At 56.5% G+C, this 24367-nt stretch carries 22 protein-coding genes; 5 read left to right on the top strand and 17 right to left on the bottom strand.

Translation table 11 applies throughout. The features are described 5' to 3' along the window. Nucleotides 1-101: 101 nt before the first annotated feature. The 8 genes from EDC27_RS01285 to pxpB form a co-directional block, all read right to left on the bottom strand. A complete protein-coding gene (locus tag EDC27_RS01285) occupies nt 102-665 on the bottom strand; it encodes a Fe-S-containing hydro-lyase (RefSeq protein ID WP_245994146.1) in 564 nt (187 codons plus the stop codon). Nucleotides 666-731: 66 nt separating this feature from the next. After that, nucleotides 732-1571: a fumarate hydratase gene (locus EDC27_RS01280; RefSeq protein WP_123288807.1), complete on the bottom strand. Its 840-nt coding sequence runs from the start codon at nt 1569-1571 to the stop codon at nt 732-734. Nucleotides 1572-1867: 296 nt separating this feature from the next. Then, complete coding sequence (locus EDC27_RS01275; RefSeq protein WP_123288806.1) at nt 1868-3202, bottom strand: TRAP transporter large permease; 1335 nt, start codon at nt 3200-3202, stop codon at nt 1868-1870. Between the two features lie 43 nt (nt 3203-3245). Then, nucleotides 3246-3749 (bottom strand): TRAP transporter small permease subunit, encoded by a 504-nt coding sequence (locus EDC27_RS01270; RefSeq protein WP_123288805.1) that lies wholly within the window; start codon nt 3747-3749, stop codon nt 3246-3248. Between the two features lie 268 nt (nt 3750-4017). Beyond that, nucleotides 4018-5007, bottom strand: a complete 990-nt coding sequence (locus EDC27_RS01265; protein WP_123288804.1) for a TRAP transporter substrate-binding protein — start codon at nt 5005-5007, stop codon at nt 4018-4020. 156 nt (nt 5008-5163) lie between these two features. Further along, nucleotides 5164-5931, bottom strand: coding sequence for a LamB/YcsF family protein (locus EDC27_RS01260; RefSeq protein WP_123288803.1), 768 nt, complete (start codon nt 5929-5931; stop codon nt 5164-5166). Then, nucleotides 5928-6887 (bottom strand): 5-oxoprolinase subunit C family protein, encoded by a 960-nt coding sequence (locus tag EDC27_RS01255; protein ID WP_123288802.1) that lies wholly within the window; start codon nt 6885-6887, stop codon nt 5928-5930. Before EDC27_RS01255 ends, EDC27_RS01260 begins: the two co-directional genes overlap by 4 nt. Then, nucleotides 6868-7551 (bottom strand): 5-oxoprolinase subunit PxpB, encoded by a 684-nt coding sequence (pxpB, locus tag EDC27_RS01250; protein ID WP_211334731.1) that lies wholly within the window; start codon nt 7549-7551, stop codon nt 6868-6870. The genes EDC27_RS01255 and pxpB overlap by 20 nt, the downstream gene beginning before the upstream one ends. Before the next feature lie 791 nt (nt 7552-8342). On the opposite strand from pxpB, the gene EDC27_RS01245 reads away from it, so the two are divergent. The 4 genes from EDC27_RS01245 to thrC all read left to right on the top strand — a co-directional run bounded on the left by EDC27_RS01245 (nt 8343) and on the right by thrC (nt 13347). Beyond that, nucleotides 8343-9626 carry an L-lactate MFS transporter gene (locus EDC27_RS01245; RefSeq protein WP_123288800.1) on the top strand — a complete coding sequence of 428 codons (1284 nt, stop codon included), beginning with the start codon at nt 8343-8345 and terminating at the stop codon, nt 9624-9626. Between the two features lie 170 nt (nt 9627-9796). Beyond that, entirely contained in the window at nt 9797-10450 is a 654-nt protein-coding gene (locus EDC27_RS01240) for a zinc metalloprotease (RefSeq protein ID WP_123288799.1), read from the top strand. A 653-nt stretch (nt 10451-11103) separates the two neighbouring features. Continuing rightward, nucleotides 11104-11808: a DUF554 domain-containing protein gene (locus tag EDC27_RS01235; protein ID WP_123289138.1), complete on the top strand. Its 705-nt coding sequence runs from the start codon at nt 11104-11106 to the stop codon at nt 11806-11808. Nucleotides 11809-11847: 39 nt separating this feature from the next. Further along, nucleotides 11848-13347 (top strand): threonine synthase, encoded by a 1500-nt coding sequence (thrC, locus tag EDC27_RS01230; protein ID WP_123288798.1) that lies wholly within the window; start codon nt 11848-11850, stop codon nt 13345-13347. Between the two features lie 55 nt (nt 13348-13402). Here the strand turns inward: thrC and EDC27_RS01225 are convergent, their stop codons facing one another. The 8 genes from EDC27_RS01225 to EDC27_RS01190 form a co-directional block, all read right to left on the bottom strand. Then, nucleotides 13403-14293 (bottom strand): universal stress protein, encoded by an 891-nt coding sequence (locus EDC27_RS01225; RefSeq protein WP_170161500.1) that lies wholly within the window; start codon nt 14291-14293, stop codon nt 13403-13405. Nucleotides 14294-14375: 82 nt separating this feature from the next. Then, nucleotides 14376-14768, bottom strand: coding sequence for a response regulator (locus EDC27_RS01220; RefSeq protein ID WP_123288796.1), 393 nt, complete (start codon nt 14766-14768; stop codon nt 14376-14378). Next, nucleotides 14752-17376 carry a PEP/pyruvate-binding domain-containing protein gene (locus EDC27_RS01215; RefSeq protein ID WP_123288795.1) on the bottom strand — a complete coding sequence of 875 codons (2625 nt, stop codon included), beginning with the start codon at nt 17374-17376 and terminating at the stop codon, nt 14752-14754. Before EDC27_RS01215 ends, EDC27_RS01220 begins: the two co-directional genes overlap by 17 nt. 13 nt (nt 17377-17389) lie before the next feature. Further along, complete coding sequence (locus EDC27_RS01210) at nt 17390-18169, bottom strand: TIGR02186 family protein (RefSeq protein WP_123288794.1); 780 nt, start codon at nt 18167-18169, stop codon at nt 17390-17392. After that, entirely contained in the window at nt 18169-19116 is a 948-nt protein-coding gene (locus tag EDC27_RS01205; RefSeq protein WP_123288793.1) for a sulfite exporter TauE/SafE family protein, read from the bottom strand. Before EDC27_RS01205 ends, EDC27_RS01210 begins: the two co-directional genes overlap by 1 nt. Nucleotides 19117-19120: 4 nt before the next feature. Continuing rightward, nucleotides 19121-19561: a universal stress protein gene (locus EDC27_RS01200; RefSeq protein ID WP_123288792.1), complete on the bottom strand. Its 441-nt coding sequence runs from the start codon at nt 19559-19561 to the stop codon at nt 19121-19123. Nucleotides 19562-19755: 194 nt separating this feature from the next. Next, nucleotides 19756-21132, bottom strand: a complete 1377-nt coding sequence (locus EDC27_RS01195) for a sigma-54-dependent transcriptional regulator (protein ID WP_123288791.1) — start codon at nt 21130-21132, stop codon at nt 19756-19758. After that, a complete protein-coding gene (locus EDC27_RS01190) occupies nt 21101-22561 on the bottom strand; it encodes a sensor histidine kinase (protein ID WP_123288790.1) in 1461 nt (486 codons plus the stop codon). The genes EDC27_RS01195 and EDC27_RS01190 overlap by 32 nt, the downstream gene beginning before the upstream one ends. Nucleotides 22562-22934: 373 nt before the next feature. On the opposite strand from EDC27_RS01190, the gene EDC27_RS01185 reads away from it, so the two are divergent. Next, nucleotides 22935-23534, top strand: coding sequence for a gamma carbonic anhydrase family protein (locus EDC27_RS01185; protein WP_123288789.1), 600 nt, complete (start codon nt 22935-22937; stop codon nt 23532-23534). Here the strand turns inward: EDC27_RS01185 and EDC27_RS01180 are convergent. Further along, nucleotides 23499-24359 carry a hypothetical protein gene (locus EDC27_RS01180; RefSeq protein WP_123288788.1) on the bottom strand — a complete coding sequence of 287 codons (861 nt, stop codon included), beginning with the start codon at nt 24357-24359 and terminating at the stop codon, nt 23499-23501. The genes EDC27_RS01185 and EDC27_RS01180 overlap by 36 nt on opposite strands. Between the last annotated feature and the right edge of the window lie 8 nt (nt 24360-24367).

Here is a 24367-nt window from a genome sequence, read left to right as displayed (position 1 = left end):
TCGTCTGAACGGAAGACTTAACCTTTCCCGCACGCAAAGCCCGGAACAGCGGTGAAGCTGCGCCGAAAACCAATGGCCGGGAAGGTCACCGATGGATTCCATCAGGCATCTTGGGCATAGAGACGCACCCCTTCTTCATAGAGGTCGCCACCGTGCACGTCGTTGGCCACAATCACCGGAAAGTTCTTGACTTCCAGCCTGCGCACCGCCTCTGGACCCAGTTCCGGGTAGGCGATGATTTCCGCCGATACAATGCTTCGAGCCATGAGGGCCCCGGCGCCGCCAATAGCCGCAAAATAGACGGCTTTGCTTCGGCGCAGGGCTTCCTTGACGGCTTCGTTGCGAGCCCCCTTGCCGATCATGCCTCGCAGGCCATGGCCAATGAGGACGGGGGCATACGCGTCCATGCGGTAGCTGGTGGTCGGCCCCGCCGCCCCAACAGGTCGACCGGGCGCCGCCGGGGACGGTCCCACGTAATAAATCACCTGGCCTTCCAGGGGAAGAGGCAACGGCTCTCCCCGTTCCAAGAGCTCCACCAGCCGTTTGTGGGCGGCGTCTCGAGCGGTGTAGACCACACCGTTGAGGAGCACACGATCCCCGATTCTAAGGGCCGTCACGTCGCTTTCACTTAAAGGCGTTTTCAAAAGGATGGCATTGGGCATCATGAAAAATCTCCTCGGTGCGCCAGGCTTCGGCGCGCGGGTTCCACATATCGAAACCACGAGGCTGGCCTACAGCGAGGCTTCCTTGTGACGCGCGGCATGGCACTGAATATTCACCGCTACGGGAAGACTGGCAATATGGCATGGCATCATCTGAATGTGCACGGCAAGGGAAGTGATGCGTCCTCCCAGTCCCTGCGGGCCGATGCCAAGGCGGTTGATGGCCTCCAGCCAGTCCTTTTCCAGGGCCTGCAGTTCAGGGTCCGGATTAAGGCTGCCCAGAGGGCGCAGCAAGGCCTTTTTGGCCAAAAGCGCCGCCTGTTCAAAGGTGCCCCCGATGCCGACCCCCACGATGGTCGGGGGGCACGGATTGGGACCTGATTCCTTGACCCGCTGGACCACGAAGTCCTTAACTCCTTGGACGCCCACGGCGGGGGTGAGCATGGTCACGCGGCTCATGTTTTCGCTGCCGCCTCCCTTGGGCGCCAGGGTGAGGCGAAAGTGGTCCCCGGGCTGAAGATCGATGTGAACAATGGCAGGGGTGTTGTCGCCCGTGTTCTGCCGCGTGAAGGGATGGCAGATGCTCTTTCGCAGATACCCGTCCCGGTATCCCTGGCGCACCCCTTCTTCGATGGCGTCTCGCAAAGCCCCCCCGACAATGTGCACGTCCTGACCCAGTTCCACAAAAACCACGGCAAAGCCCGTGTCCTGGCACATGGGGATCTTTTCCTCGCGGGCAATCTGAGCGTTTTCGATTAATCGCTTGAGGATGTCCTGGCCCGTGGGGGATTCTTCCCTCTCCAGAGCGGCCTCAAAGGCCCGCACTACGTCTTCTCCTAATTCCGTGTTAGCGCGCATGGCCAGGTCCCGGACGGTTCGCACGATGTCATCCACATGGATGGAACGCATGGATGCTCCTTTGGAATGGGCGGAATGCCTTGAATTGGAGGTTCTGACGAAGGATCCCAAAGACCACTCGGAGGGAACGTACTGAAGCGGGACGCTCTTGCAAGCCCTCCGCAGGCTGATGCCGGCACGGATCGTTCATGGAAGAAGGTCTCCCAGAAAAACATTTTTCGCTATGCACGCGCTGTCACAACCGTCACCGATGTGAACTCTCGCGGGAGATCCTTGACCGTCCCATGGGCTTGTAATCCAAAGCAGTTACGGTGTCAATTGTTTCTCCGCTCTGGAGTGAATGAAATTCATCCAATCATTTTCTGTGGAAGAAACAGGGCGATTTGAGGGAATACCGTGACCAGAACAACCGTGACAACCATGATCACAAAAAAGGGGAAAGTGGCCTTGAGAATGAACCCCACGTCTTTGTGGCTCATGGACTGCAACACAAAGATGCTGAATCCAACGGGTGGCGTGATTTGAGACAGTTCTACCATGAAAACTAAGAAAATACCGAACCACAAGGGTGAAAAACCCGCATGAAGGATCATGGGCAGAACAATGGGCAGGGTCATGACCACCAGGGAAATGCCGTCAAGAAGCATACCGAGAAAGATGTACATAAGACCTAAAATGAAAATGAGCATGTAAGGGGAGAGATGCAAATCGGCAATAAAGCGGCTGAGCGTCGTGGTGATGCCCAAAAAGCCGACCACCTGGCTTAAGAAGGCGGCCCCCACAATGATGAAAGTGATCATGGTGGATGTGCGCACGGCGCTCCAAAGTGCGTCTTTAAAGATCGACCAGCTCATGGTGCGGAAAAGAACACCGAGAACAAAAGCCCCCAGCACGCCTATAGCCGCGGCTTCAGTCGGTGTGGTGTAGCCCAGGTAAATGCCGCCCAGGACGACGGCGATGAGGAACAGGACCGGCGCCAAATCCCGCAGGGATCGAAAGCGTTGCGCCCAGGTGAAGGATTCTTCCTGAGAGGGCACAATGTCCGGGGTCACGATGGCTCGCAAGGCAATGTAGAAGCTGTAACCACCGGCCAGGAGCAATCCGGGGAATATGCCGCCGATGAAAAGCTGCCCAATGGATGTGTCGGACAGAATACCGTAGATGATCATGATGAGGCTGGGCGGAATCATGAAGCCCAAAGTTCCGGCCCCGGCCAGGGATCCTAAAGCCATGGATTCGCTGTAGCCGCGCTTGGAAAGTTCGTCCAGCGTGATTTTGCCGACGGTGGCCGTGGTGGCGGCACTGGATCCCGAGACCGCGGCAAACAAGGAACACGCAAAGACATTGATATGCAAAAGCTTGCCGGGAATGCGATTCAGCCAGGGCACCAGACCGTTGAACAATTTATCCGAAACGGCGGTTCGGTGAAGCAGTTCGCCCATGAATACGAAAAGAGGCAGGGCCGTAAGGGACCAAGAATTGACACTGTTCCACATAGAATTGACGAGGAGGTTTCCGATCTTAGTCCAAACAGAAAAGCCGGGTGGCAGGTTCAGATCGGCGAGAAGCATGCCCGCGACGCCGGCGGCCATCAAAGAAAATCCGATCCATAAGCCGGATAGCAAGAACAGAAACATAATGGAAAAAACGGTGATGGAAAGCACAAAAGGATCTGCGATCATGTGCTCGGTTCTCCAGACTTTCTGTCAAGCAGGGCATGAAACATCACGGACGGAATCGCGATGCCTTCCAGCGCGACGCAGCAGCGAGACCGTGGGCCAAGAGTTGTACCATGAAGAGGAGAAGGCCCAAGGGGATGGCCACTTGAGGAATCCACATGGGGGTTTGGGCAGGGGTCTCGGAGACCATGCGCAGGCTGTAGGCCTCCCAGACGAGAGCAACGGAAAACTTTAGGGCAAATCCTGCCAACCCCAAAGCCACCACGGTGGCGCAAAGATCCAAAAGGGCTTGGCCTCGTTCGTTGAGGCGAGATGAGATGACTTTTACGCGAATGTGCCCGTCGGTGGCCAGCGTGTAGCCCAGGCCGAAGAAGACCAGGACCACGTACATGTAGGCGCTGTATTCGTCGGCGATCATGGTGGAGGTGTTTAAAAAAGATCGCACGAACACTTCCAGAAGGATGAGAAGGACAATGCACAACATGGCCGCTGAGGAAATGAGAGCCGCCCAGTCAGAAACTTTTTTGGACCATCGAAAAATTTTTTCCATACCGTGCCGTCTCGTTGCAAGAGAAGTTCAAGGGTCTGTAGCCACTGCCACGCAACGCCCATGGCGCCATCCTTGATCAAGTCGTCCGAGCTTGAGACGCGTGGTGGGAGCGGTACCAGCCGCGACAGGGGATCGCGCCGTGCGGCGCTCCTGCTCCGTCAAGCCCCATGGGCTTGATTAGACAAACTGTGTGGCAGAGCGCACAGCCCCGCGTGCTCGCCGACGTGCGATTCCCCGCACGCATCGCACGTCGGCCGCACAACATGTTCTACTTTTGACTTTTCCGATAGCCTTCCACCACGGCGGCCACATCCGCTCCGGCACTCGCCACGAAATCCTTGATGATGGCATCTGCGGCGGCATCCAATTCCGCGGCCAAAGCGGCGTCCGTCTCAGAAATCGCGATGCCGTTTTCTTCTATGGCTTTCAGAGATTCTGCGTTGTCGGCGGCAGATTTTTTCCACTGCATTTCCTGTACCTCAATGGCCGCTTTTTCCATGGCCGCTTTTTGGTCAGCCGTGAGCGCCTTCCAGTAGTCCAGATTGATGACGACCATGTTGAGCGGGTAGGCGTAGTCGATTTTCTTGAAGTATTTCAAAACCTCCCAAAGCTTGGCGTCTCGTCCGGAAACGGCGGAAGTGAGCACGGAATCGATCATGCCCGTGCGCAAAGCCGCGTAGACTTCACCCCAGGGAAGGGACACGGGGCTGCCGCCCAGGTTGGCGAGAAAGTCGGCGCCGTTTTTGTCGTAAGTCCTCGTCTTCAGCCCTTTGATGTCGGCGGCCGTTTTGATTTCCTTGGTGGTGAAAAGACCGCTGGGCGGCCACGGCGCGACGTAAAGAATTTTTTGATTCCACTTGGCTGCCGCCTTATCGTAGAGATCCTTGCAGCTCTGGTACAGCTTGAAGGCCTCGTCGTAGGACGTGACCATACGGGGCAGAGAACTGATGCCGAAAGTTTTTTCACTGCCCTGAACCACCCCCATGAGAATGTCCGACATGGGCACCGTGCCGTCCTTCACTGCTTTCAGCAGTTCCGGGCCCTTAAATCCCAGGGCGCCTCCCGGATGCACCGCAATCTCAACGGTTCCTCCGGTGTATTCTTTGACGCGTTTGGCGAATTCTTCAGCGCCCTGAGAATGAAAATTGGTGGCCGGGTAAATGGCGTTTAAGTTCATTTTGACCACGTCGGCGGCCCCTGCAGAACCGCACACAAGCAAACCCAAAATGAAAACCGGAATCCACACTTTTCGAGCCATGCTTTTCCCTCCTCCTGTCATGTTTGCTGCACTTCGTGGGCCCTCAGGCATGCACCTACCCACCTCGCCTTTCGCACAGGCCCATGGGCAAGGGCAAGAAAAAGGTTCGCCACCGTGTCGAGGATGGTCCGTCTTCAGATCCGCTCCTTTGAGCTTTCAGCCCACAAACCGGTGCATCGGAACCACCTCGATGCCGGCACCTTCCAAAGCCTGTCGAATGGTCGCCGCCAACTGCCACGCGCCCGGGGTATCGCCGTGAACACATAGCGTGTCCGCTTCCATGGTAAGTTCCTGGCCGGTGATGGTGCGAACTTTCTTTTCTCGAACCAGTCGCAGCACCCGCTCGCGCACCTCCTGAGGGTCATGAAGAACGGCCCCGGGCATGGAACGAGGTGCCAAAGCCCCGGAATCCGTGTAGGCACGGTCCGGAAAGAATTCCCGAGCCACCACAAGGCCTTCCTGTGCGGCCATTCGAGCCAGCACGCTTTCGGGCTGTGTGACCAAGATCAGCCGAGGATCAAAAGCCGTGACGGCCTCGCAGACCTCCCGCGCCAGCCGCTCATTGAATGCGGCCATGTTGTACAGGGCCCCGTGGAGCTTCACGTGCTGCACCGTCGCTCCGTGAGCTCGAGCTACCCCCCAAAGGGCTCCCAATTGGTAGAGCACATAATGCTTCACTTCTCCGGGATAGGTTTCCAGAGCACGGCGCCCGAAACCCATGAGGTCGGGAAAACCGGGGTGGGCCCCCACCGCAACCCCATGGTCCATGGCGAGCCGAATGGTGGATCCCATAACCAAGGGGTCTCCGGCATGATAGCCGCAAGCGATGTTGGCCGAGGTGATGGAACGAATGACCGCTGCATCATCACCTAAGGTGTAGGAACCAAAACCCTCGCCCATGTCGCAATTGATGTCGATCCTCATGAATACGCGTCCCCCCCTCGTTCATGGCGTTCCAAAAAACGCCGAAAAGCAAAGAGGTGCTTCAGATAAAGTTCTCGAGCTTCCAAGAGGCTAAGGCTCTGAAATCGCACCAATCGGCCCGGCGCCGTTTGCACCAGAAGCGGCAGGTCCAGGGAAAAGACGGTGGCGATTTTGGCATAGCCCCCTGTGGTGGGCCGATCCGCCAAAAGGACGAAAGGTAGTCCTTGGCCGGGCACCTGAATCGCTCCGAAGGCCAGCCCTTCGGAGATGATGTCCGCGGAACGTCGATGCCTGAGTCGAGGCCCGTCCAGCATCATGCCCATGCGATCACTGCGCGGGGTCACGTGATAGGGCGCCGACAGAAAGGCATGGATGGATTCCGGAACAAACGCATCTTCTTGAGGGCCCAGAATCACGCGGATGGTGGGATGGTCACGGTATGGAGGTCGCAGAGCTTCGGGAAGGCGCTTTGGAGCCACGCGCTGCCGTGAACCCGTCGCCAAGACATCGCCTCGGCGCAAGGCTCGACCATCTAAGCCTCCAAAACGCCCGCGTAGATACGTGGACCGGCTTCCCAGCACCAAAGGCACGTCCAGACCTCCGGCAAGGCACACGTAATGCCAGATGCCTGAACTGCCGGCTCTCAGCTCGAGCACATCCCCGGGTTCGGCTGCCCACGCGGTCCAGGAAGGCACGGGGTGGTCATTGAGATAAGCCTGAGGATCGAAGCCCGTGACGGCAAAGGAGGCGTGAGCAAGAAACCGCGCTCGAAATCCCCCCATGGAAATTTCCAGAGCCGCCGCATCGGGGGGGTTGCCCAAGAGCGCATTGCCCAGCTTAAGGGCCGCGGTGTCCATGGCTCCGGATACAGGAACCCCCTTGTCCTGGTAGCCGTAGCGACCCCCATCTTGCACGGTGGTGAGGAGGCCGGCTTCCTCAATATGCAAGGTCTTCATACTCTTCTCGAGAGATGGCGTAAAAGCGCACCTGCATGCCCGCCTCCACCAAAAAAGGCGGGTCTCGATGAACGTCAAAGAGCTTGAGCGGCGTTCGGCCGATAATCTGCCATCCACCGGGGCTTTCGATAGGGTAGATACCCGTTTGCTTTTCCGCAATACCCACACTACCCGCGGGGACCTTGGGCCGAGGTGTCTTCTTGCGGGGTGTGGCAATACGGCCATCCAGACCTCCCAGATAGGGAAAGCCCGGAGTGAACCCAATCATGTAGACATGATAGGTGGCCGCCGTGTGGCGCCGCACCACCTCGTCCTCGGTCAGTCCATGAAAAGCGGCCACGTCGGGCAGGTCCGGTCCCAATTCCCCACCATAGCAGACGGGAATGTCCACGCACGACGCCAAATCGTTGCCGGCATCCCCGCCCTCTTCCAGGAGCTCTTGGACCGTGAGCATGAGGCGCTCAAAGGAGCATAAGGCCGGATCGTAGTGAATGAAAAGAGAACGATACGTGGGGTTCATGGAAAGGATTCCGGCCAGCGGCCTACGTTTTAAGGCTCCATGCAGTGCATGGACGCGCCGATTGACGTCCATGTCGATGCCTTCGCCGAGCTCCACCGAAAGGGCTGTCTCCCCACAATGGCGAAATCGAGGAAAAAGGCTCACGGTGCATCCCCCTTGAACAAGACCCCACATGCCTTGAGGCTCTGAGACGATGGGCTCGAATGTTTCATCCCCGAGGTTTTTTCTTCGCGGGGGTTCCCCTGCCGCCGCTCATCGTGGTTATTTGGCATAAATGAGATTCGATATCCAGAGCTAAAATGGGTGGCCCCCGGGAGTGCACATCCTGATCTTTTTCGGCTTGACTTGCCTCAAGCTCTTTGGGATAAACTTTCTGCGAAAAGTCCTGCGCTCTTCATGCATGCCATATTCACGCGGTGTAACGTTCCGCACCTTTCTCCTGCGCGCCTCTAACGTGACTAAGCGGTTCGGTGAGGTTGCCAGTGGATTCCTCCCATGCTTTGAGCAGGGCGAACCATGTTGTCATCGAAGAAGGGAGGTGAGAAGCTTGCCGGCATGGGAACCCTCACGAGTCGGTGACAACGAGGGTTCATCATTTTTCGCTGTTTTCAAAATCATCTTACTTCGTTGTGCGACAATGCACGGTCGGCGAACTTCGAGGCAGTCAAGAATGCGGCGACGGCAAAGCCCATGACGACAATGGGAATTCCCTGACGGAACGTCTCCTGGCCTCATTCCCATGGAACAGCGCACACATGCCCTTTGGTGCTCCTTTCCCTGTCATATCCTCACGAACGCTCAGTTCTCTTTCCATTCAGAAGCTTTTTGTCGAGGACCGGTTTCTTTGACGACCGGTGAGTCGAAGGAAACGGTCAAGGAAGGCCGAAAAGGTCTCAGGAGTGAACTCCCTATGCGAAAGGGAAGGAGGGAGCAAAATGGCGGATAAAGTTCCAGGAAGAGCGTGGGTGGTCACGTTTGCGGGAACCGCCATCAACTTGTGCTTGGGTATTCTGTATGCCTGGAGTGTTTGGGCAAAAGAACTGATCAACGAGAAAATGGTCGGGCAGGCGATGACCGGCCTTAACGAGGGCTGGACCTATTTGAACAACGCCCAGGCCTCCGTGCCTTTTTCTCTGTGCGTCATTATTTTTGCGCTGTTGATGATTCCCGGCGGGCGCATTCAAGATAGATTCGGCCCCAAAGTGGGTGCCACGACGGGTGGTTTGTTCCTTGCGGCCGGTTGTCTTCTGTCCGGGTTCATGAAGAGCTACACCGGTCTCATTCTCGGTTTCGGGGTCCTAGGGGGTATTGGCATGGGCATTGGGTATGCTGCCCCGACCCCGGCGGCCCTCAAGTGGTTCGGCCCGCATAAGCGGGGTCTCGTCGCGGGCCTTGTGGTGGGTGGCTACGGCGGCGCGGCTTTGTACGTGTCGCCCCTGGCGGCTTATCTGATCAAGTCGGGTGGGTTGTCCTACAGCTTTTACTTCTTGGGGATACTGTTTGCGGCGGTGACCATTATTGCGGGGCAATTGCTGGCATGGCCACCGGAAGGTTATGTGCCTCCGGCACCTCCGGTCAAGGCGGGCCCGACCCCCAGCATCACCAAAGTGGATTGGGTGGCCGGCGACATGGTGAAGACGTGGCAATTCTATGCATTGGTCTTCATGTTCATCGGCACGACGCAGTCGGGTCTGCTGATCATCGCCAATGCGGCCAAGATTCTTGCCGAAGCGGCCAAGGGCAATCCGTTCTTTGCGGCCAACGCGTGGATTCTGGCTTCCTACGGTGGGCTTGTGAACGCCTTGGGACGTGTGGGCACCGGGTTGTATTCGGATAAAATCGGCCGGGCCAATGCTTACACGCTCAACTGCTTGGTGTCCGCCCTGTGCCTCTTTGCGCTTCCGGCCATCATCGCTTCAAGGAACCTGTTCTTCCTGTTTCTTGCCGTAGGCATTGCGTACTGGCAATACGGCGGCGGGCTTGCCTTGATGCCCTCCTTCACGGCGGACTTCTATGGTCCCAAGAACCTTGGGTTCAACTACGGCTTGGTGTTCCTCGGCTGGGGTCTCGGGTTCTTCATGGCTCGCCTCGGTGGGACCATCAAGGACGTTACGGGAAGCCTGAACTGGGCCTTTTATCTCTCCGGTATTGTCTTGATCATCGCCGTGATTGTGTGCCGGCTCACGAAACGGCCCACGGCCGTCGGCGAGACAAGATAGTTGGGCCGAAAACGCCTCGCACGGCACCCGCACGAGGCGTTCTTCCGTGAACCGTTGTTGAACAAGGTCAATGTTGAAGGCCGTGGGCTATGCCCCGTGGCCGGAAGGAAGGCAGGAAGCGGGCTTCCTGCCTTCCTGTTTGAGAGCCCCACAGGAGGTGAAAAGGTCCCATGGAAGCGCGCCCGCTTTTTCCTATTCCCTATGTGCTGCACCCTGCCCATTTGGCTGTGGACGATGCGGTCTCCTTTTGTGTGGCCGTTTTGGTGGCCGTGTTGGTCAACGCGGAAGGACAGGCGTTTGCGGCAACGCTTCTTGGCGACAAGCGGCCTGGAGCCAAGGACCGTCTGCACTTCAACGCATTTCTGCACTTGGATGTGCTGGGCACGCTGTCCTTTTTAGCCACAGGCATGGGGTGGTCCAAGAGGATCGGCGTGGATACAACCAAATTCAAGTATCCCGACCTTTACCTTGTGCTGACTCGAGCGGCCGGCCCCTTTGCCAATTTTCTCATGGCCAACATTTTTGGCAGTCTGGCCTGGCTTCTCAGGAGTCTGTCCCTGGATCCTCGCGTGTTTCTCATGGTCGTGGCGGTCAACTTGACCGTGGCGGTGTATCACCTGGTGCCCATATTGCCCATGGCGACGGGCACCTTGGTTTCCGTCATGCTCATTCCCAAAGGCAGTCGCCTGGAACAATCCTACCACCAACTGGGCCCGTACCTTCTGCTGGCGGTTCTGCTCCTAGACCGGCTGTCAGAGGGGGAAATCGTGGGGCGGTTCCTTGCGCCTTTCGTGCGCGATCTCTTCACCTTATTGACCACCTAATCCTATTGTCGAAACGAGCCCACAAAGCCTCACGGGCACGGAGGGCCTGCCTTGGCGCCGCCTAAAGAGCGGGCGAGAAGCCCGCGTTCCTAGGGCTGTTCATGTTTTCCAAGACGCGGCAAGGCGCATGACCGAAAGCTTTTCTTGAATCAGCACGCTTGTGGCGGCCCAAGGGACTGCGCCGTCGTGGTTCGACAAGGCAGGGGCGGCCACAGATGCCGCCCATACCTTCACCGGTTTGTCGTGTGGTGGACAGGTGGAAGGGCCCCCCTTTCAAAAAAGGGCGAGACCACAGATCTTTGAATGCTCAAAAGGCTCTGGCTTGCAGCCGCACTGTGGTGGAAGTCCGAAGTGCACTTGACTCTTGCGTCACGAAAGCGATGCCGTTATGGTCCAGCGCCGTGAATCCCGCTGAGGCGCTTGCGTGGCAACGTGCCTAGGACGGTTCATCCATTCCTTTTTGGCTCATCCTGCAGTATTTTGTCTGCCAAAGGGGTGTATGGCGATTCGGAATTTTCTGCACGTTATGGACGTGCACTTCGAGCTCTTGTGAGAACTTGCGTGCGCGAAACTGACGCCCTTGAGTCACAAAGACGTCGGGTCCTTGGGCGAAATGTGCGTGCGGAATGCTTTTAGGAAAACGGGGCGGCTGCATGTTGGGGACGGTGTTGAATGTGAGCACGGTAGTTGTCGGCGCGGCGCTGGGGAGTCTGCTTGGAGCGCGCCTTTCGGAAAAGACGCAGCACACCGTCATGAGCGGCCTCGGGCTGGTCACTTTGGTTGTGGGCATGCAAATGGCCCTGCAGACCCGGAACATTTTGTTGGTGCTGGGAGGGATTCTGCTGGGCGGTCTTTTGGGTGAGGGGTTTCGTCTTCAAGACGGCTTGGAAAGGTTGGGGGCAATCCTTCAAAATCTCTTTCGGTCCAGATCCGGCTCGTCCTTGAGTGAAGGGTTTGTGACGGCGAGTCTTGTTTTTTGCGTCGGGCCCATGGCTGTCCTGGGGTCCATTCAAGACGGCCTCGGCGGCGATTTCCGCCTTTTGGCCGTCAAGTCCACGTTGGATGGATTTGCAGCTGTGGCTTTTGCGGCCACCTTAGGCTGGGGGGTGCTTCTATCGGCTGCAAGCGTACTCGTCTTTCAGGGCTCGATCACGTTCATGGCCTCGGCTTTGGATCGGTTGCTCTCCGCGGAGATGATCACAGAAATGTCGGCCACCGGCGGGTTGCTCATTATGGCCATTGGATTGAAGCTTCTGAACATCAAGGATGTTCGCGTGGCCAATTTTCTTCCGGCTTTGGCTGTCGCTCCGGCCATCGTTTTTCTTATGCCGTGGATTCGATCGTGGTGGCCGTTTTGAGGCTTGCAAAAAAGGAGCTTGCAGGGACAAGGAGAAAACATGAAGATTCTGGATTTTCCCGATAGTGTTCGAGACCGCATCGTGCCAAAGGTGTCCGGAACCTACGTGTACCGATGCCTTGCGTGCCAGGCGAGCTTTGACGTAGGCAAGCTGCTCTACACCTGTCCACAGTGCCGCAGTGTTCTCATGATTGAAGACCGGGACTGGGATCGCCTCAAAAAAACCCCCGGCCCACAGTGGCGCCAGATCTTTGATTATCGGGCCATGATTCACGAGCCGGCCCTCAAGGGCATCTACCGATTTCATGAACTCCTCGGCGCCATTTTGCCTCTCGAGGCCGTGATCTACTTGGGCGAAGGCCACACACCCGTGGTGCAGGCCAACGGACGCCTCAAGGACTGGGCGGGTCGGCCTTTCTTTTTTAAAAACGACGGGCAAAATCCCAGCGCGTCCTTCAAAGACCGGGGTATGGCCAGTGCCTTTAGTTACCTCAATGACCTCATCACAAACCAGGGACTGGGCCATGTCTTAGCCGTGTGCGCGTCCACGGGGGATACCTCCGCCGCCGCGGCCCTTTACGCCTCATACTTTATCCAAGGTGTCACCTCCGCCGTCCTCTTGCCCCACGGCAAGGTGACGCCCCAGCAACTGAGCCAGCCATTGGGCAGCGGGGCTCGTGTGATTGAAATTCCAGGTGTCTTTGACGACTGCATGAAAATCGTGGAGTACTTGGCGGAACAGTATCCTGTGGCACTCATGAATTCCAAAAATGCCTGGCGCATTCTGGGGCAGGAATCGTATAGCTACGAAATCGCGCAGGTTTTCGACTACAATGTGACCGATCTGGTGGTAACGGTTCCCATCGGCAATGCGGGGAACATCACCGCGGTCATGGCGGGATTCCTCAAACTGTATGACCTGGGCATCATCACCCAGCTTCCATGGATTTTGGGGGTGCAATCACACCATGCCGATCCGGTGTATCGTTATTACTTGGAACCAAATCCAGAGAAGCGGGTTTTTCGGCCGGTGACGGTCCGGCCCAGTGTGGCCCAGGCGGCCATGATCGGCAACCCGGTGAGCATGCCTCGAGTGGTGCAGCTGGTGGAGCAATACCGATCCATCGGCGGAGAAAAGGCAGTGCAGGTGGTCCAGGTGACGGAACAGGAAATCATGGACGCTATGCTTATGGCCAACCGAAACGGGCACATTGCGTGCACCCAAGGCGGTGAATGTCTGGCTGGATTCCGCCGCGCCGTTTCGCAAGGGCTCCTACCCGAAGGCAAGGTGGGCGTCCTGGACGCCACGGCCCACGCGCTGAAGTTTGCCGTCTTCCAAGAAAAGTACTTTGAAGATCGCTTTGAGCCCGAATTCGGCATAGAGCCTAAAATGGAGCTTCAGAACCGCCCGGTGCTGGTGCGACCTCCAGAAGGAGTGCCGTGCCCGAGGCCGGGAACGGCCATGGATTCGGAATCCTTCCGCGCCTTTGTGACGGCGACCGGCGACGCCATTGCCTCCATTTTGGGGTTGCGGCCCTAAAGACCACGCCGTTCAAAGAGAGGCCGACCAGAGGAGAAAAGCTGCGATGGCGGAATCAGCGCAGCACGAGCACTGAAGTTCTGCACCTGCTGACAAAATGCCCAATGGAGTCGGTTTTTTTCTGAAATAGCCGCGACAAGAGGGATTTCTTTCCTAGCCACAGAGCCAACAGACCTTCGGTGACCTGAGACGAGATGAACTCTTGGAATGCGTCGATCTCACGGAATCGAATGTGGCACGGCACGCCCTTGCTGTTGTAGTAGTCAGACACGACCTTTAACCAGGGATAGACCTGTGTCTTGATGCCCCCACCCTTGGTGAGGCCCACCACGTCCAATTCGGCTTCAGTAATGGAAACCATTTGGTTAACCATTTCCAGAGCGTCCTGAGTGATGCCGCTGTCGTCCAGGCACATATAAAGTTTGCGGATAGGGGCAGCCTCCTTGACCAGCAGCACGGACACCGTGGCACCGTCCACGACCTTTTGAGGCACCGACGGATCATCCTGCCAGAGGCAGGCGTCACCGCCCGTGCAGCCCATCACGATCAAACTGCTGGCTTCTTCTTCGGCGGTGGCCAAAATTTCGGAAGCGGTCTGTCCAAAACGCAGGCGAACCTTCAATTGTTTCATGGACCCTCGCGCCACCTGGAAATATTCCCAGACCCCCTGACGCAACTGGATCCATTCGTGCTGCTGTTGAGTGGGGGCGTAGGGCGAATCGCCTTTGGGCCAGCGTGCAAGAAAATCGTCCCGATAACGTGCCAAGGCTCCAGGCAGGGCATGGGTGCCGACCTCGGCAGAGCCAGGTGCAAGGGAACGGTCCACTGATTTGTTGATAACGCCCACAAACGTCAAATCCGCCCAGGTATTCTGGGCCAGTTTAACCAGGGCTTCAAGCGCATGAGCGCTGTAGCGATACTGGTCTGCTGCAAAGAGAATTCTCATAAAGTCACCTCCTGCCCGGAGAGATTGGCGTTGTGTTGCTCTACCTTCGACCGCCAGGGCTGCCACCGACGTCCCTTTGTGTTTAGAGCCTGGCAGCGCGCCTTTTCTCTTCCACTCGGCGCACTGCATCCAGTATCTCACTCATCTTGAAAGGCTTGGCGACGAAGTCGAACACACCCTTTTGAAAGGATTCCTTGGCCGTTTCCATGGTGGCAAATCCCGTGATCACGATGACCTCCGTCGTCGGAGTGCGCTTTTTGACCTCCGACAGGAAGCGCATTCCATCAATCTTCTCCATCTTGAGGTCCGTGATGACCACGTCGAAGTCTTGTTCCCGGATCCGTTCCAGGGCGAGAGTGCTGTCGGTAAAGGTTTCCACCTCGTAGCCTGCCTTTTCAAAGGAGGGTTTCATGCGTTTGCAAACGATGGGCTCATCGTCCAGAATTAAAACTCTCATCTTAGGTTGCTTGTCCATGGGAACCTCCTTGAGGCTCGGCTGCTTGGGGCCGAGGCCAAAGGGACCGGAACAATTCCATGAATCGCTCCACGTGCCGCACCACTTCCTCGTCGCTAATCATCTGGACGTCCAACTGCCGGGTATAGGCCACCAACGCACCCAGCATTCCGAGATTGTGTTCCATGGTGGAACGGGGGCGCTTCTTCATGCGCCCCACCACCAGATCGCCTCGTATCTCAACTCGAAACCCTGTGCGGTCCAAGATTTCACCAATAAGTCGAGCACGCCGGGATCGTCGCGTCAAGTCGGTGACCCCTCCTATAAACCGAAAGTAGATGTAGTTGTCATCAATGCGGTCATCGACATAGGCATCGATGATGTTGAAGTGATACCCGATCCGAAGGTTAATGTTCATGTAGTTGGAAGAAACGACCGCCAGGTTAAGGCCCACCTCTTCGAGGGGGACCCGGTGTGTGTCGAAAGTCCGGCTCATGCTGGCCAGGAAACTTTTGAAGTCCATTGCCACAGGTGTTCTTTCCCACAGATTGGATTCCACCACGCCGGCAAGAAAAGCTCGCATGGGAATGGAGGTGACGTCCTGCAGGCGAAGAGTGCGGGCGTCTGGGCTGGCGACGGTGCCGCCATCTGCATCGATCACCCTGAGGTCGAGAGGCACGGGGATCTCGAGAAGCCGGATTTGGCATCCTGAGGTGTGAAAGCTGGCCAGATTCATGCCCACCAATTCAGCCACAGCCCGCTCGTGCACGAAACGCACAATGTCGTGCAGGGTTCGGCAGCCTGCCGGCGTGAAATCGGTTCCCTTAGGATCCACAAGATGAAGCGGTGTGATCAGGCGAAGGAGGCGGCGCAACAAGCGATACTCATAAGTTTCTTCAAAGACTTCCTCGTAGGTGAGTTCATGGTAAGATAACTCCTTGATGTATCCTCGATACAAAACGTTTTGGGTTGCGTCCAAGGTTAAGGGATCGCCGGTGTGAATAAGCTGCGTCGCAATTTCTGTGTTCACCACGGTGGGTACGCGAAATTCCCTCGCCACCGTGGCCATGTGTCCCAGAGGAGATCCCACGTCGGTGATGACGCCGCGCACATGCCGAAAGAGAGCGGCAAGGCGAGGGGAGCTTTCCCGGGCCACCACAATGGCATCGGCAGGCACGCGTTTTAGATCCTCATCACTTTGCACCACGAAGGCCTTGCCCACCGCGATGCCCCGCTGCACCACGTCACCTCGCCCTGACCACAGGACAGGGGCGGAGGCGGTAATGTCGCTGATGCGACAGATGTCGGAATCCGAAAGGTTAATTTGCAGCGGACGGGTTTGTAGAATGATGAGCTGGCCAGAGGTGTCAAAGGCCCATTCGATGTCCTGAGGGCGCTTGAAGTAGCGTTCTAAAAGAAGCCCGGTGGACGCGAGGAGGTTGAGCTGCTGAGAATTGAGGCATGATCTGGATTGGTCCACCTCCGAGACATCGACCCACTGCGTTCCCCCATCACGTTGAGAGATCAAAGACGCCGTTTTGGGTACCACGTGCATCTGCAGAAGAGCGTGGGGTGGGTCCCGGCTGACGCGGAAACGATCCACCTTTCGGTTGCCTTCTACCACGGGTGGGCCGAGCCCCCATGTGGCTGACACGGTGAGGGCATCTGAGTGGGGGGGCGCTGTCGGGTCCACGGTGTAGAGCACGCCGCTGACCACGGCATCGACCATGAGCTGACAGCCCACCGCCATGGCGGCCTCATGCTCGCCGAACCCCTTATCCCTTCGGTACCTCCATGCCTGCAGAGTAAAAAGGCTGGCCACGACCTGCCGATAGGCTTGAAGCACCTCCGTCTCCGGAACGTTGAGCAGCGATCGATGCAACCCCGCAAAACTGTGCTCGGTATCCTCACCGGAAGCACTGCTGCGCACGGCGAAAAACAGGGTTTCGCGACGGTACTTGCGTCCCAGGGTCTCAATGCGGTGATAAATTTCCCGAGCTAATTTCTCGGGGATCGAAGAGGCTTCAATGCGTCGTTGTAGATCGCGAAGGCGCTGCTCCAACGCCTGGGTATCTTGTGTTTCCCAGGGATTCAGCTGTTGGGTGAGAAAATCGGAAAGTCCGGCCGACGCCATGAATTCATGGTAGGCTCGAGTGGTGATGACAAAGCCATCTGGCGTGGGTAAGGCCAAGACGTTGCGCACCTCTCCAAGATTGGCGTTTTTGCCGCCGACTTCATCGATCCAGTCACGGTTGCAATCTTCGTAAAAGAGGGTGTAGGGAATGTCACCTATGGACGGCTGTCCCGCCAGAATGGCGTCCAGACGCCGCCGAATCCCTTCCAAGCTGGCGTAAAGATCCACGTATTTTTGCCCGCTCAAGATGTTCAGATCATGGATCAGGCTTTGCGTCAGATCGATCAACCTTTGACATGAGGAGTGTACAAAGTGGCTGTCGAAAACGTAATCGCCGCTAAGGGCTTTCCCCATGGTGGCCATCAGATCCAGGATCTCGCTGTTCCTGGCCAAGATGGACCGAAAGCACTTCAGTATTCTCGCCAACGGAACACGGGGCTCGCGCCGTCTCCATCGGCTGAATGTTCCGCAAATCCTGGCCCACAACCCGTTCATGACTGACTTCCACTCAGTGGGACCCTTTGGAGGTGCCGAAAAGGTATCCCACAATCAGGCCGCCGACCACGGCCACCAGCGTGGCCAAAACCCCGTGCCAAAAGGGATGCTGAAAAGCCAGGTTCTTTATGAAAGCCGGCGCTGCAACGAGGCGTGCCTGAACAGGGACGATGGCCGAATCAAGGATGCGCCCGTCCGCAACAGCGTACACTTCCACGCGATACTGCCCTTCGGTGAGTCGAGCCGGAATGGCCAAAGAGGCTTGAAAGGTTCGTTGCCCTTGCCCTTTTTGAGTGTAGTGCACCCGACCCACATGCTCCTGATACAGTTTTTGCTTGGTTTTAAGCTTTAGAAGCTCGTGGAAAAGGAGGTGCTTGTCTTCGCCTTCCGGTTCCATGAAGACGAGAGACTCCAAATTTTCCAGGCTTAGCTTTCGAATGCCTTCAGCATCTCGTGCGGGCGCTTCCCCCTCCAGGGCTTCCCAAGGTTTGGGCAGATAGACCACAAAGACGTTGGGAACCCCGTGAAAGTCCACGGAGCCTCGGTTCATCCACAGCAAATTCAACACCTTGGCCTTTTTCTTAAGATGCAGATCCCCCGGCACGCCCACAAAGCGCACCACAACCTCTTGATCCGCCCCCACTTGGCCTTCCACGTTCAGAGTGGTGCCGTTGAAAAAGGTGCCGATTTCAAAGGCCTGAGGGCGCACGATCACATTCAAAGCTCGTGCCTCAGGACAACCCAGCAAGGCCAACCATCCCAGGGTCGTAATAAAAAGCCATGTGCGCCTCATCAGTGCCCTCCAGCTTCCGCAATAAGAACATCAGGGGTGAGCAACAAACCCAACAACATCTTAACCATCACCAACAGAACCAGCACGGCCAGAATGATCTTGAGCTGATCTCCACGAAGCCGCTTGCTGATACGAGCTCCCACCTGAGCTCCTACGGTGGATCCGAGAAGCAGCAGAAATGCCAGAACGAAATCCACCGTCTGGTTGATGTAGGACTGCATGATAGTGACATTAACGCAGGTAAACAAAATCTGAAACAAACTCGTTCCCACGACCACGTGCATAGGCATGCGAAGCAAATACACCATCACGGGCACCATAATGAAACCACCTCCCACGCCCATAATGGCCGCCAAAATGCCCACCAGAGTCCCCAGCAGAACGGGCATCAGGACCGACATGCGAACACCGGATCGGGGAAAATCCGCCTCCAGGGGCAGCGACGCAACAAAGCGGGCATAGACCGATGGGCGCCCTGGATTGGCCGAGGCGGGAACCTTTTCAGGTTCACGGCTGGTTTTTTTTAGCGACCGATAGCTTTCTTGAAACATGTAGGTGCCGATGATGCCGAGCATAAGCACGTACGTAAGACTGATCAAGAAATCGGCATTGCCCAGACGTCGCAGGATTTTGATGATGTGAACGCCCAGAGTGCCCCCCAAAACGCCCCCTAGAAGTAACAACAGGCCCATTTTGAAATCCACGTTGCCCAAGCGAAAATGGGCCACCGTTCCCGACGTAGACGCTCCCACGATCTGGTTGGAATCGGAAGCGGCCGCCACCGTGGGGGGAATGCCGATCATGATGAGCAAGGGCGTCATGAGAAAGCCGCCCCCCACGCCGAAAATGCCGGACAGCAATCCCACGATGCCCCCCAACCCCAGGATGTGTAGGATGTTCACACTGTTCCCTGCAATGGGAAGATAAAGATGAATTGGAAGATCCATGCCATCACCTACTTTCTTTCCTAAAAATCTCTGATTTAGGTCTTACCATCTCCACCGAGCACCCCAGCTTGTGGCGAAGGCTATGAACCCACATCATCGCCTGATGGTGCTTCCGCCTCTGCCTTCCAGGGACCCCAACAATCCACAGCGTGACGCGATGTTCCCTACAGAAGGCCAAAATGCCCTCTTCGGGGTTTCCTCTCAGGATGTAAGTGCTCACCGAGACCCCATCCCCTCGCGCCCCCTCAATCAGCATGTGCATCCGCTCTCCGACCTCTGACGCCGGCACGAGACGGTAGGGCTCTTCCCCTCGATGCTCCGTCGGCCTCTCCAGGCCCACTACGTAAAGATGGGCGCCAATTCGACGCGCCAGGCAGATGCCTCGGGCCAAAGCCCCCAAGTCTTCCGTGGTCCCTCCCGTCACCGTCACCAAGATCCGCTCCATGAGCCGCCTCCAGCCTCAACGAGAGCAAAAAAAATGCCCATTGTGTAACTCCCTTAAAACACGTCATAATGTGCTTTAACCGTGTTGGGGATTGGGGGTGTAGGCTTTGGAGAGTTTCATTCTGAAATAAAACTTCATCGAGATGTCGGCGAGTGTTTCATAATGGAATGAACGAATGGTGGGTCGAGCGGGGTTCAGTGGGACGGCTTCGAGGGGGAGGACTGTAGAATGCCGTACTTTTTTATCTTCCTCCACAGGGTGGTGCGAGGCAGACCAAGAATCTGAGACGCCAGATTCTTGTTGTAGTTCGTCTTGGCCAGGACTCTGCTGATGTGGCGCTTTTCCACTTCCTCGAGGGACAGCAGTTCTTCTGCCGGGTAGGCATCCACTTCCAGCTGGCGCACATCTTCGGGAAGGTCGTCCACGCCGATGAGAGGTTTTTCGGTGAGGGCCACAGCCCGTTCGATAATGTTTTCCAACTCGCGAACGTTTCCAGGAAAGCTGTGCTTTTTGAGGATTTCCAAAGCGTGTGGGTGAATGCCTTCCACAGGTTTGCCGAAAAGGGTTTGGTACTTCTCGATAAAGTGGGCTACCAGGAGAGGAATATCATCACGGCGCTCGGCCAGCGTGGGCAGGGGAATGCGCACGACGTTCAGCCTGTAGTAGAGGTCCTCCCGAAACCGGCCGGCGAGGACTTCCTGCTTAAGGTCCTTGTTGGTGGCGGCGAGAATGCGAATATCGAGGGCAATGGGCCGGGTGCCACCCACCCGAAAAACGCGTTTTTCCTGAAGTACATGAAGCAGCTTGACCTGCATGGTTAGAGGCATCTCCCCGATTTCATCGAGAAAAACGGTGCCCCCCATGGCAGATTCCATGAGACCCAGCTTGGTCGTTGTGGCACCCGTGAAGGCGCCTTTTTCGTAGCCAAACAGCTCGCTCGTGATCAGCGCCTCGGTGAACCCTCCACAATTGAAAGCAACAAACGGGCGAGAGGCTCGAGGACTCAAGCCGTGAATGGCTCGAGCCACAAGCTCTTTTCCCGTTCCGCTCTGCCCTTCAATGAGAACGGTGCAGTCCAAGGGAGCCACCTTGCGGATCAGCGCGAAGACATGCTGGATGGTTTGGCTTTTGCCCACGATGCGGCCCAGGGGATCCCGGCCCCGCAGGGCTTCGCGAAGGCGTTCGTTTTCACGACGCAGGGCCACTTTCTCGACGGCCCCTCGAATCAGGTGCCGAAGTTCACTGAGTCGAAGGGGTTTGGGTACATAATGGTAGGCGCCGGCCTTCATGGCCGCCACTGCACTGTCGATGGATCCGTAGCCAGTGATCACGATAACTTCCACCCAGGGCCATCGTTCTTTGACCCGTGTGAGAACATTCAAACCGTTCATGTCGGGAAGTCGAAGGTCGGTGAGAACCACATCAAAAGGGTTTGCCTGCATCGCCTGAAAAAAGGGACTCGCTGCAAGAAAGGATTCCACTTGGTAGCCTTCCTTACTCAGGGCGTGCGTGATCCTCTTGCAAACCATGGACTCATCGTCAATGATGGCCAGGCGCCACGCCTTCTCCATGCAGGGAAACCTCGTTGTCCTGCGTTTCGGGATCCAGGGCTGGCAAAAAGACGGAAAAGGTCGTGCCGACCCCCACTTCGCTCTGGACCTCTATATACCCCCCGTGCTTTTGAATCAAGGAATAGGTAACGGAAAGGCCCAGGCCTGTGCCACGGCCGACCCCCTTGGTGGTGTAAAAGGGTTCGAAGATGTGTTCCAGGTTTTCTGGACAAATGCCTACGCCAGTATCGGTTACGTCGATGCGCACTAGCGTGCCTGAGGTTGACAACCGAATCCTGATTTCCCCGCCGTTGGGCATGGCCTGAATTGCATTGAGAAAAAGGTTCAGAAACACTTGCTCCAGGTTTCGTCGATGACCTTGAATAAGCGGAATGGAATTCTCGGTCTTCACCTCCGCATGGATTCCCGCCAAGAGCAGTTGGTTCTTCACAAGTTTCAGGGTTTGATGAATGACGGATGTAATGTCCAGTTTTTCCAATTTAGGCCGGTCTGTGCGCGAAAAATCGAGCAAGTTCTTGACAATCTCGGCAGCTCGTTCGGCCTGGTTGAGAATGTCAAGCACCAATTCGCGCGCTTCCGGTTCCAAGGAAGACCCATGGTCTTCAAGCAGGGCCTCGGCGGTCAGGTAGACATTGTTCAGAGGATTGTTTAATTCATGGGCAATGCCCGCCGTGAAGGTGCCCAAGGCAGCAATTTTGCGAGAATGCAGAAGAGCTTCCTGGTTGGCTTCCAGTTCCTGAGCCATGCTGTTAAACGCGTTGATGAGAAGAGAGATTTCATCCTCGGCCTTGCTTTCATATTCAATGGGACGAAAATCCCCCTGGGCGACGCGCGCCGTCGTCTCTCTCAGAATCGCCAGAGGCTTCAACAGCTGCGTGTTCACGAACCGAAAGACACCGACCAGAACCAGGGTGATCAGAACCAGCGTGGCCAGTGGAAAGCGATAGGCCTGTTTGAGGGCCTTATGAATGCTCTCACGTTTTTTGGTTAGCAACCGTTCGGTGAAGTCCACCAACAGCTTCCCATGGTTTCTGACTTCCTCGAGACCTTCTTTGTCAGCGGACGAGGGCGCGGCACTGTAGCGAGCGATCAGATCTTTGTAAGCCATAAATTCGCTCAGAAACCTACGGGAGGCCTCCTGTCCCATGACCTTTTGAATGGTCGGCCAAAGCGTTTTCATGGTCTGCTCGGCACGTTGCAGGTAAACGTGACCCTCCTCAAGGCTTGTGGGGTTCGAGTAGAGCAGAAAGTTTTTTTCGAAACGGCGAATCTCCAACATGTCATTAAAAAGATCTTCGAACTGCTCGCTTAAGATAAGTTTGTTACCGATTGTATTCATCCAATACCAGTAGTGCACGCCGAGACTGGCCACGAGAATCAGGCTGATGGCGGATATGGCCAGAATCCGAGCCTGGATGGTTTTCAACATGGTCGCATCCTCCCTGTTGCGGCACCGAGTGGCGTTCTGTTTGTTCAGGAATTACCGTTTCTTCATATGCAAGAGATGGGCCAGTTTGTTGGGCGTGGTTGATCAAAGCCTGCACCGTCGGAATGCGAAAACACAGGGGGATTTGTTCGAGAGACCATGTGCCGCAATGTTTTCCCGCGTCTTCTCACCCTGGGTTGATAACTGGACCAAGGTGAGGCACAATCGATGCGTTAGATCAACCCATTCGGTGCAGCGGCATTCGGCAGGTTTTGTGAGAGCCAACGGTTTTTTTGGAAAAGTTTTCACACGGAGAGAGAATGCAATGAGGGACACGTTTTATCCACCCAGAGGTGGGCACGGTGGGTGCGGACGCATGCACGACGGGGTTGCCGAAGGGCGCGGTGCCGTGAGCCTGAGGCCGGGCCTGGTTGCCTACAAAGGAATCGTTCCCACATTGGGCCAAGACGTTTATATCGCACCCGGAGCTTGGGTTGTGGGGGATGTGCACATCGGAGATCGGACAAGTATTTGGTTTAATACGGTCGTGCGCGGCGATGTGCACTTCATTCGCATCGGCAGCGACACCAACATTCAGGATAACGTCACCCTGCACGTGACCGGGAAAAGGTTTCCCCTACTCATTGGAAATGGCGTGACCGTGGGGCATCAGGCTGTGGTCCATGGCTGTGTTGTGGAAGACGACTGCCTTATTGGCATGGGAGCCATCGTCCTGGATGGGGCTCGGATCGGCAAAGGATCCCTTGTGGCGGCTGGCGCGGTGGTGAGTCCTGGGACCGAAGTGCCGCCGGGAAGCGTGGTCATGGGTATTCCGGCCGAGGTCAAGAAGACGCTCACCGAAGAGGAAAAGGAAAGAATTCGGGAAACGGCCGAACACTATGTCAAGCTGGCTCGGCGCTATCGGCACGACGAGGCCATGTCAAGGGATCGTCCCATTCGAGGATTTTTGAGATGACGCGTTCCTCAGGGCCTGCACTGCGTGATGCAATCCTAAGTCGATGATTCGTTCCGCGTCTCTCAACTCTTCCAAGGATTGAAAAGCGGAGCCGAGAGCCAGAAGTATGCGGTGATAAAACGATGGTTGCACTCCCCAGCGCTCGTAGGGAATCTGCAATTCTTCGTAATGATCCCCTATGAAAAGGTACTTTCCGAACCCGTCGCATCCCGGCCTGCAATAGGGCCAGCGAAGCTTCCATTGCCAGAGCCGTCGCAGCGCCCTTTGCACGGGCGGATGCGTGAGCATTCTGGGCTGCACGGCCTCGCCCAATCGGTCCGAAAGGGCTTGGTACACGCCTTTAACCAGATCGATGTCCGTGATGACAAGGCCGTAAAGATACCAGTCGTCCAGGGTTTTCACCACCAACGCCTGTTCGTTCATGGTCAGCTCATAGTAACTAGGGCAGAAATGCCCATCGCAGAGTTCCTGTCCGTAAAAGGAGCTGTGCCGGAGGTCTTTGCCCTTATGCCGCAGGGGATGGAGAAGGCAGCCGACACGCCGATGAGCCTCATCTAGAAACCCTACGAACTCACAGTTAAAGACCGCTTCAAACCTCTTGGCAAACCCGTTGTATCGGCTTCGCCACTTCTGACTGTGCAACGCGAGTGCGTCCGGCGTTACCTTGCGGCCTTCGTTGCCAAGAAGAACACGGTTGCGATGAAGCCTCAAGCTGACGGCTCGGCGCGAATTGTCTTTGAAGTTGTAAATGCCGCAGCAGGCCGCACAGGATTTGTGGTAATCCGGCTGGCACAAATGAATAGGAAAACGAGGCGACGGGGCCATCGAGCCAT

Source organism: Desulfosoma caldarium (genome assembly GCF_003751385.1).
Lineage (GTDB): Bacteria > Desulfobacterota > Syntrophobacteria > Syntrophobacterales > DSM-9756 > Desulfosoma > Desulfosoma caldarium.
This window is presented reverse-complemented; position numbering and strand designations above follow the sequence as displayed.

Coding starts and splice junctions, on each gene's coding strand:
- EDC27_RS01205 (WP_123288793.1), bottom strand. CDS start 19,116: ATGGATCTTCCAATTCATCTTTATCTTCCCATTGCAGGGAACAGTGTG.
- EDC27_RS01255 (WP_123288802.1), bottom strand. CDS start 6,887: ATGAAGACCTTGCATATTGAGGAAGCCGGCCTCCTCACCACCGTGCAA.
- EDC27_RS01195 (WP_123288791.1), bottom strand. CDS start 21,132: ATGGAGAAGGCGTGGCGCCTGGCCATCATTGACGATGAGTCCATGGTT.
- thrC (WP_123288798.1), top strand. CDS start 11,848: ATGAAGATTCTGGATTTTCCCGATAGTGTTCGAGACCGCATCGTGCCA.
- EDC27_RS01210 (WP_123288794.1), bottom strand. CDS start 18,169: ATGAGGCGCACATGGCTTTTTATTACGACCCTGGGATGGTTGGCCTTG.
- EDC27_RS01185 (WP_123288789.1), top strand. CDS start 22,935: ATGCACGACGGGGTTGCCGAAGGGCGCGGTGCCGTGAGCCTGAGGCCG.
- EDC27_RS01260 (WP_123288803.1), bottom strand. CDS start 5,931: ATGAGGATCGACATCAATTGCGACATGGGCGAGGGTTTTGGTTCCTAC.
- EDC27_RS01240 (WP_123288799.1), top strand. CDS start 9,797: ATGGAAGCGCGCCCGCTTTTTCCTATTCCCTATGTGCTGCACCCTGCC.
- EDC27_RS01190 (WP_123288790.1), bottom strand. CDS start 22,561: ATGTTGAAAACCATCCAGGCTCGGATTCTGGCCATATCCGCCATCAGC.
- EDC27_RS01285 (WP_245994146.1), bottom strand. CDS start 665: ATGATGCCCAATGCCATCCTTTTGAAAACGCCTTTAAGTGAAAGCGAC.
- EDC27_RS01245 (WP_123288800.1), top strand. CDS start 8,343: ATGGCGGATAAAGTTCCAGGAAGAGCGTGGGTGGTCACGTTTGCGGGA.
- EDC27_RS01270 (WP_123288805.1), bottom strand. CDS start 3,749: ATGGAAAAAATTTTTCGATGGTCCAAAAAAGTTTCTGACTGGGCGGCT.
- EDC27_RS01225 (WP_170161500.1), bottom strand. CDS start 14,293: ATGAGAATTCTCTTTGCAGCAGACCAGTATCGCTACAGCGCTCATGCG.
- EDC27_RS01265 (WP_123288804.1), bottom strand. CDS start 5,007: ATGGCTCGAAAAGTGTGGATTCCGGTTTTCATTTTGGGTTTGCTTGTG.
- EDC27_RS01235 (WP_123289138.1), top strand. CDS start 11,104: ATGTTGGGGACGGTGTTGAATGTGAGCACGGTAGTTGTCGGCGCGGCG.
- EDC27_RS01280 (WP_123288807.1), bottom strand. CDS start 1,571: ATGCGTTCCATCCATGTGGATGACATCGTGCGAACCGTCCGGGACCTG.
- EDC27_RS01200 (WP_123288792.1), bottom strand. CDS start 19,561: ATGGAGCGGATCTTGGTGACGGTGACGGGAGGGACCACGGAAGACTTG.
- EDC27_RS01180 (WP_123288788.1), bottom strand. CDS start 24,359: ATGGCCCCGTCGCCTCGTTTTCCTATTCATTTGTGCCAGCCGGATTAC.
- EDC27_RS01275 (WP_123288806.1), bottom strand. CDS start 3,202: ATGATCGCAGATCCTTTTGTGCTTTCCATCACCGTTTTTTCCATTATG.
- EDC27_RS01220 (WP_123288796.1), bottom strand. CDS start 14,768: ATGGACAAGCAACCTAAGATGAGAGTTTTAATTCTGGACGATGAGCCC.
- EDC27_RS01215 (WP_123288795.1), bottom strand. CDS start 17,376: ATGAACGGGTTGTGGGCCAGGATTTGCGGAACATTCAGCCGATGGAGA.